Annotated in this window: 8 protein-coding genes and 2 pseudogenes; 4 read left to right on the forward strand and 6 right to left on the reverse strand. The window is 66.8% G+C overall.

Features of this window, described 5'->3' with window-relative positions; genetic code table 11:
* Together PHC73_RS09710 and PHC73_RS09715 are read left to right on the forward strand one after the other, a co-directional pair.
* Positions 1–327 (forward strand): annotated as a pseudogene (locus PHC73_RS09710) (hypothetical protein); the annotation flags it as partial.
* Between the two features lie 167 nt (positions 328–494).
* Positions 495–2636, forward strand: coding sequence for a glycosyltransferase (locus PHC73_RS09715; RefSeq protein ID WP_300127304.1), 2142 nt, complete (start codon positions 495–497; stop codon positions 2634–2636).
* A 213-nt stretch (positions 2637–2849) separates the two neighbouring features.
* Here PHC73_RS09715 and PHC73_RS14000 read toward each other — a convergent pair whose 3' ends face one another.
* Together PHC73_RS14000 and PHC73_RS09720 are read right to left on the reverse strand one after the other, a co-directional pair.
* Complete coding sequence (locus tag PHC73_RS14000; protein ID WP_366949849.1) at positions 2850–3044, reverse strand: helix-turn-helix domain-containing protein; 195 nt, start codon at positions 3042–3044, stop codon at positions 2850–2852.
* Between the two features lie 36 nt (positions 3045–3080).
* A complete protein-coding gene (locus tag PHC73_RS09720; protein ID WP_300127322.1) occupies positions 3081–3239 on the reverse strand; it encodes a hypothetical protein in 159 nt (52 codons plus the stop codon).
* Here PHC73_RS09720 and PHC73_RS09725 point away from each other — a divergent pair.
* On the forward strand, positions 3180–3329 hold the full coding sequence (locus PHC73_RS09725) for a dTDP-4-dehydrorhamnose 3,5-epimerase family protein (protein WP_300127319.1): 150 nt from the start codon (positions 3180–3182) through the stop codon (positions 3327–3329). The genes PHC73_RS09720 and PHC73_RS09725 overlap by 60 nt on opposite strands.
* Before the next feature lie 30 nt (positions 3330–3359).
* Positions 3360–4178: an ABC transporter permease gene (locus PHC73_RS09730; protein WP_300127307.1), complete on the forward strand. Its 819-nt coding sequence runs from the start codon at positions 3360–3362 to the stop codon at positions 4176–4178.
* A gap of 153 nt (positions 4179–4331) precedes the next feature.
* Here PHC73_RS09730 and PHC73_RS09735 read toward each other — a convergent pair.
* From PHC73_RS09735 to PHC73_RS09750, 4 genes and pseudogenes are all read right to left on the reverse strand, one after another.
* Positions 4332–4496, reverse strand: a pseudogene (locus PHC73_RS09735) (integrase core domain-containing protein); the annotation flags it as partial.
* A 93-nt stretch (positions 4497–4589) separates the two neighbouring features.
* Entirely contained in the window at positions 4590–5807 is a 1218-nt protein-coding gene (locus tag PHC73_RS09740; protein ID WP_300127310.1) for an aromatic ring-hydroxylating dioxygenase subunit alpha, read from the reverse strand.
* Positions 5808–5850: 43 nt separating this feature from the next.
* On the reverse strand, positions 5851–6933 hold the full coding sequence (locus tag PHC73_RS09745; RefSeq protein WP_300127313.1) for an amidohydrolase family protein: 1083 nt from the start codon (positions 6931–6933) through the stop codon (positions 5851–5853).
* Between the two features lie 100 nt (positions 6934–7033).
* Positions 7034–7282, reverse strand: a 249-nt coding sequence (locus PHC73_RS09750; protein WP_300127316.1) for an SMP-30/gluconolactonase/LRE family protein, incomplete at its 5' end; no start/stop codon positions are given.

The following is a 7282-nucleotide window of genomic DNA, read 5'->3' on the forward strand; positions in this document are numbered from 1 at the left end:
TTCGACGATGGCACTGAGATCGAGACCCGCCAGCGCGTGCTCTACCGGTCCCGAACCGACCTGCAACAGGCATTTCCCAATCCCTTCGCGACCGCCGATCCGCGCGCCAGCTATTTGCAGTGGTGGCGGGTGGAGGGTCCCACGGATGGCGATGCCGGCAGCTTCCACGCTGCCGTCGACGCGCCCTATGGGCACGTGCTCGGCGAGTTCCTCGACTACACCGCGGCGCGGATACGGCGCTCGCCGCGCCTCGGCCGCCTAGGTCGCGCCTGCCTGCTGGGCCCACTGGCGCTGGCGCAGCGCCTGGCCCGCCTGCTGCCCGGCTGAGAGCTTGTGAATTTTTCAAGCGCTCAGGCCGGCCAGGGATGGCCGGACGCGAATCAAGCACGCAAGTGCTTGATTCGCTGGAGCACGTCCGGGCGTGTACCGGACGGGCGACGCAAAAAATGCGCAGGACGCGCATTTCTTCACAAACGCTGAGCGGCGCGCCGGCCATGAGCATACCCTTGGTATGCCTGCAGCTGCCGGCCGCTGGCGACTGCGCTGCCGCGGTGGCGGCATGGCGGGAAGCCCTGCCCGAACTCGAAGTGATCGCCGCCGGGCCGGCCGATGTGCCGGTTCCCGATGGCTGTGCGCACCTGGCGCTGGCGCCGGAGGCGGGCATGATGGCGGCGCTGGCCGCGGTCCATCTCGCCCATCCCGAGCGCGATATCGCCTATGTGCGCGCCGGTGCCGACCTGTCCGCCGACTGGGTGGCGCTGTTGCTCGGTGCGCTGCGCCGCGATCCGCGCATCGGCGCGGTGCAGCCGCTGTGCGATGCCCTGCACCTGTGCTCGCCCTTTGCGGGCGCGCGGCCGGGCTGGGTGGTGCCCAGTCAGGTGCGCAGTTGGCTGGCCCGCTTGTCGCGCAACCAGGTGTTCGAGGTGCCGATCCTGGTGCCGGTGTGCGGTCTGTTCCGCGCCGCGGCACTGGCCGATCTGGCCGCCGCCGGCGGATTGGTGGATACCGGCAATCCCGCGGCGCGCTTGCGCGCCCGCGGCTGGTCGGCAGTAGCCTGCGACTGGGCCTTCGCCCATTGGCCCGGCGGCCGGCTCGAGGTGCCATTGCCGCCCGAGGATGCCGACGTGCGGGCATTTCAGGCCCACCATCCCCTGGATCCGCTGCGCCGCCAGTTGGCCGATGCCCTGAGCGGCGGCCCGGATGTGGTGCCGCCGCCGGCGCCGGCACTGAAGCCGGTGGTGCTGCACGTCACCCACAGCTGGGGCGGTGGCCTGGACCGCTGGGTGCGCGATCTGTGCGCCGCGGACACCGAGCGCCGCCACCTGGTGCTGCGCTCGCTGGGCGACTGGACCGGCTTCGGCTATCGGCTCGCGCTCTACGCCGGCGCCGACGCGGGGGCGCTGCTGCGCGAGTGGAAACTGGATTTTCCGATCCGCTCGATCCTGGCCACGCACCATCACTACCGGCGCATCCTCGACGAGATCCGCCGCGATTTCGCCGTCGATCTGGTGGTGGTGTCCTCGCTCATCGGCCATGCCCTGGATGCGCTCGCGACCGGGCTGCCCACCCAGGTGGCGCTGCACGATTACTTTCCCTACTGCCCAGCGCTGTCGATCCATTTTCGCGAGCCCTGCACGCACTGCGACGCGGCGCGCATGGCCGCCTGTTTCGCGGACAATCCGCTGAACCGGTTTTTTGCCGATTCCACCGTCGGGCACTGGCTGGACATCCGCGCCCGCTACCTCGAACTGCTGCGCGCGCCGACCGTGCAGCTGGTGGCGCCCAGCGCCGCGGTGTTGCGCAATCTGCACCGGCTCGCCCCGGAGACCGCGGCGCTGCCCGCGGCGGTGATCGCCAACGGCTGCGCGCCGCTGCCGCGGATCGCAGCGGCGCCCGGCGAAGGGCGCCTGCAACTGCTGGTGCTGGGCAGCCTCGCCCCGCAGAAGGGAGCCGCGATCCTGCGCGCCGCGCTGCCCGAGCTGACCAAGTTCGCCGACCTCCACCTGCTCGGCAGCGGCGACGAAGGCCGCGAGTTCGAGGGCCTGCCCGGCGTGCGCGTCACCGGCTCCTATCGGCTCGAGGAGCTGCCCGGGCTGGTCGCCGAGATCGCGCCCCACGCCGGTCTGCTGTTGTCCATCGTGCCCGAGACCTTCAGCTATACGCTGAGCGAGCTGTGGCTGCTGGGCGTGCCGCCGCTGGCGACCCGGGTCGGTGCCTTCGTCGATCGTATCGAGGACGGCCGCACCGGCTGGCTGATCGCGCCCGAGCCCGCGGCGCTGGTAGCGCGGCTGCGCGAGCTCGACCGCGATCGCAGCCGCCTCGCCGCGGCGCGCGCCGCCATCGCCGCGCTGCCGAGCTGGACGCCGGCACAGATGGCCGCCGCCTATCGGGCGTTGTCGCCGCTGCCGCCGGGCACCGGTATCGCGGGGCCGGGACCGGGACCGGTATTCGATGCGCCCGCGGTAGCCGCCGGCCGTGCGCTGGCAATAGACCCCAAAGCGCCAGCGCGCGCGGTGACGCGGGAATACCTCGACTACCTGCTCGGCAAGGTGCGCGGAACCCCCCGCCTGGGCCCTTGGGGGCGATGGCTGGCGGCACTGCCGCTGCGGCTGGCACGGCGCTGGCTGGGCCGCTGACCGCCGCTATCCGTTCGATGCGGTGCCGGGGGCTGCCACCGATAGCTGATAAACTCCAGCCATTGCCAGCCGGCGCGCACGCCGCCATGATCGAATCCAATCTGCCCGACCGTCGCATTCCGACGAATTGTTAAGGAAATGCTGAAAAAATTCCCTCCCTGGAATTTTTCAGCTCGTCGTCGTGCGCTACACGCCCGCACGACGCTCCGTGAATCAACGGCTTACGCCATGATTCAGGCCGGCGCATCCTGCCCCGGACGGAAAACGCAGCAAAAATAGGCGTCTCCTTACCGGGGCCAGTTGGCGGTTGATCGTCGAGGGCGAGCGCTCCAACGCGTGGGCGATGGCCCGCGTACCGGCCCCCAGGCGCGTCATACCAGCGATAACGACCCGATCCTCAGGCCGCAGCTACGTGTATGAAGTTTGCGTTTCCATGGCAGCACCTTACTCGAAGCGAGGTGCTGCACTTCCGATTTGAAACCGCCCTTCGCCGAAAGTAAGCGCCAACTTTGGATTCCCGAAGGGCTTGCCCATGACTTTTTCGTGCTCTCTGATACCGCCGAGTTCCTCAACAAAACCACGGACAATGAGGCGCCGGCTCATGGGCGCTGTATCCTATGGAACGACGCCACACTCCAGATTGACTGGCCTAAGGGGGCACCCAATCTTTTTTACCAAAGACTTACAGGGTAAGCTTTTCCCTAAAACTGAGGTGTTTGCCTGATGCGTGATTTTCCCGCCACACCGATAGAAATGGTGGCCAGCATCTGGCGTAACCGAACTCTCATATATACCTCTGCCAAGCGCGAGATTTTAGGCCGCTATCGGGGTTCGGCTTTTGGACTATTGTGGTCGCTTTTCAACCCGCTGCTCATGCTATCGGTTTACACCTTCGTTTTCAGTGTCATTTTCAGTGCGCGCTGGGGAACAGAAAGCGGTTCAAAAGTCGAATTTGCGCTCGTACTCTTTGCAGGCCTGATCGTCTTCAACCTGTTTTCCGAGTGCGCCAATCGCGCGCCCAGCCTGATCCTCTCCAACGTCAACTACGTCAAAAAAGTTGTTTTTCCACAGGAGATATTGCCCTTTGTCTGCCTGCTGGCAGCGCTTTACCACGCATTGGTGAGCCTTGGCGTGTGGGTTGCTGCTTATATTGTGCTGTTTGGTGCGCCTCACGCTACCGTTTTGCTCTTTCCACTGGTCATCTTGCCATTTTCCTTTTTCATTATGGGTTTGAGTTGGGCGTTGGCTTCACTGGGGGTGTTTCTGCGAGACGTCTCGCAGGTCATAGGTATCGTTGTCACCATATTGATGTTTCTGAGTCCGGTCTTTTACCCGTCTAGCGCTTTGCCAGAAAGTTACCGCCACGTTCTATACCTCAATCCGCTCACCCCCGTCATCGAGACGACGAGGGATATACTTTTCTGGGGCAAACTGCCGGACTTCTCATTGCTGGGGGTTTATTGGCTGGTGACGAGCACCATCGCGTGGTTGGGTTTTGCCTGGTTCCAGAAAACCAGGAAGGGGTTTGCCGATGTCCTCTGAAATCGCCATCGAGGTCGAAGGCTTGTTGAAGCGTCCTCGTTTTTCCGAGTCACCCGGAGGTAGGGTTGGTTCGACGTCCCCCGCTTTGAGTGGCGGGCGAGAATCCGCCGAGTGCGCGATGGGGCGTTGGCGGTTGTAGCGGAGGCGCTAGTCCTCGATCATGCACCGGACTTCATGCAAGGTGATGAAGACGTAGCGATCCAGTATCTCAGTGCGGAAGGCCCGGTTGAAGCGTTCGATGTAGGCGTTCTGGGTCGGCTTGCCCGGCTGGATGTGTAGCAGTTCCACGTTGTGCTGGTCGGCCCACTGTCGCAGCGCGCGCAAGTGACCTGCATGTCCTTGCCGTCCAAGGCGGCGATGTAGCGGGTCTGCAGGGCGTCGAGTTGTGCGAGCAGGGCGGCGGTCACCGGTTCACGCTCCTTCGCGCACGAAGCCCATCAGCTGCCGGTAGTGCTCCCACCACAGCGCGTTCGGCGCTTCGTCGTTCTGTTTGGTTTCGGCCAGATCCACCCCCTTGCGGTAGCCTTTCAAAAAGAACGTGTGCGACGGGTCGGTGTCGAGCGCCTGCTGGATGCGCATGAACACGGTGGCGTCCTCCAGGCTCACGAAGCCGCTCGGGCCGATCATGTTCGACGACTGGCGCAGGCGGTGGCGGACCATGTCGGCGTCGTCGTCGGCGTGGGCGAAGTAGGCGTAATGCACTTCCACCTGATCCACGCCGACCGGGTTGGCGTAGCGGACGTTGAAGATGTCGAGGTGGTTGGCGATGGCCGTCAGCGGCCAGAACGCCAGCAGGCTCGAGCCGGCGCCCTGCGCCGGCGCCTTGTTGCGCGGCGCCGTGCCGCCGCGGTAGCCGATCACGCTCGGGTCACGCAGCAGGCCGCCGTCGCTCGGCTGGGCGGCCACTTCGGACAGGATCATCATGTGTCCGGCCGGCAGGCGGCTCTGGCGGCCGCTGCCGCCCTGCCAGCGCAGCATGCGAAACGCCGCGTGCAGCAGCGGGGCGTGGAAGGCGTCGTTGTCGATGTAGACCTTCCAGTTCGACTGGTAGCGGACTTTCTGGTAGCCGAGCAGTTGCAGGCGCCCGTCGCCGCCCAGCGCGTCTCGCACCGGGCCGGCCATGTGGCCCATCCAGTCGAGCAGCGGCGGCGGGCTCGGGTGCAGGCTCACGAACAGCAGGCCGACGTAGCTCGCGCTGCGCGCCTCGGCCAGGTTGTAGTCGGCGCGCTTGAAGTCCGGCGGGTACTCGGCCTCACCGGGGCAGGCGCGCAGCTGGCCGCGGGTGTCGAACACCCAGCGGTGGTAGGGGCATTCGATGTCGCCGCTGTGGCCGCGAAAGTTCATGGCCAGGCGCGTGCTGCGGTGCGTGCAGGCGTTGTGAAAGGCGCGCACCACGCCGTCGTCGCCGCGGATCACCAGCAGCGGCGTGCGCCCGACGGTGACGGTCTTGTAGTCGCCGGGCTTGGGCAGCTCGGCGTCGTGCGCCACCGGGTGCCACAACGGCCCACGGAAGATGCGCTCGAGTTCCAGGGCGAACACGCCTTCGTCTTCGAAGGCCCACTTGGGCACTTCGTTGAAGGCCGCCGGCCAGCGCGGCAGGGATGCGGCCAGTGCGTCGTTGGGTTTCATCGTCGGTCCTCCAGGTGACGGGCGCGGCCGGGCCACGCCATGCTCACTGCAGGCGGAAAAACCGCCGGGCGTTGTCGCCGAGCAGCTTGTTTTTTTCCTCCAGCGTGAGGTCGGGGTGCGCGTAGGCGGTTTCGATTTCGCGGCGCACGGCGCGGAAATCCACCTCGTGCGGGTAGTCGGTCGAGAACGCGAACGCGTCCGGCCCGACGCGCTTGATCAGGTACGGCAGCGTGCCCTCGCCGGGTTCGCAGCCGATCAGGATCTGCCCGTTGCCGAGGTAGTGCTCGAAGGTGCGGTAGGCACCCATCATGCCGAGCTCGGCGTTGCGCGCCATGCGGTCGAGCAGCACGCAGGTCCAGCCGCAGCCGCCCTCGGTGAACGCCACGCGCAGGCCGGGATAGCGCTCGAACAGGCCGTTGTGGATCATCGACACGGCGGCGCGCATCAGCCCCAGCGGATGGTGGATGACGTGCGAGGGCAAAATCGAGTTGAGCGAATCCAGCCCGAGGCCCACGTTCGAGCCGCCGTGCACGCCGAGCACGCAGCCCAGGTCCGCCGCCTCCTCGTAGATGGGCCAGTAGTACTCGTGGCCGAGATCGAGCGGCAGGCCGGTGGACGGCAGCATGGCGCCCGGCAGCTTCAGGTCCTTCACCACACGGCGCAGCTCTTGCACCGCCGCGGCCGGCTTTTGCATCGGGATCAGCGCCATCGGCAGCAGCTTGGGACTGACGCGCCGGTAGCGGTCGGCCACGTAGTCGTTGTAGGCCTGGCAGACGGCAGCCGCGTACTCCTCCTCGCGAATCTGGCCGACGGTAAGCCCTTCGCTGGTGTACATCACCGCGTATTCGACGTTGGCGTTCTCCAGGAACTCCAGCCAGTCCTCGGCCGAGCCCTTGCGGTGCCGGCTGGCCAGTTCCTGGTCGCCCATCACGCCGTGCTCGGCCTTGAACACCGACGGCTTCGGCCAGTGCACGCCGTCCAGGGTGGGGAACGGCGTGCGGAAGAAATTCTGCGGATTCAGGCACAGCTCGCGCACCGCCGGGTGCGCGTACTCGGCCATCTCGGCCAGCGATTCCATGATGTGGCCGTCGGCGTCGACGGCCGGGCGCAGGGCGGTGGCGTCCATCTGAAGCTTCTCCTCGCAGCAATGGCCGGCGGACTGCCGAACGTTCGTTATTGTTCGCGCAAATTAGCGCGAGTACGGCCGGCGGGCAACCCGCTGCCGGTCAAGGCGATCCCGCGCCGGCCACCTCGACCCGCGTGATCTCCACCCGTGCCGCGGAATCGCCGCGTGCCAGGCGCTGCACGTCGGTGTCGGCGGTGAGCATGAACAGCGTGCGCCCGTCCGCGCCGCCGAGGTTGCAGGCCACCGCGCGGCGCCCGGCCAGCGGCACCCGGTGGGTGATGTTGCCGCCCGGTTCCACGCGCAGGTACGCGTCGCCCACGAAGGCGCTCACCCACACCGCGCCGGCGGC

Origin of the sequence: Immundisolibacter sp. (assembly GCF_028696615.1) — a bacterium.
GTDB lineage: Bacteria > Pseudomonadota > Gammaproteobacteria > Immundisolibacterales > Immundisolibacteraceae > Immundisolibacter.

Excerpts from the sequence above, each read along its gene's own strand:
- PHC73_RS09715 (WP_300127304.1), top strand. The coding sequence starts at position 495 with ATGAGCATACCCTTGGTATGCCTGCAGCTGCCGGCCGCTGGCGACTGC.
- PHC73_RS09720 (WP_300127322.1), bottom strand. The coding sequence starts at position 3,239 with ATGAGCCGGCGCCTCATTGTCCGTGGTTTTGTTGAGGAACTCGGCGGT.
- PHC73_RS09730 (WP_300127307.1), top strand. The coding sequence starts at position 3,360 with ATGCGTGATTTTCCCGCCACACCGATAGAAATGGTGGCCAGCATCTGG.
- PHC73_RS09740 (WP_300127310.1), bottom strand. The coding sequence starts at position 5,807 with ATGAAACCCAACGACGCACTGGCCGCATCCCTGCCGCGCTGGCCGGCG.
- PHC73_RS09745 (WP_300127313.1), bottom strand. The coding sequence starts at position 6,933 with ATGGACGCCACCGCCCTGCGCCCGGCCGTCGACGCCGACGGCCACATC.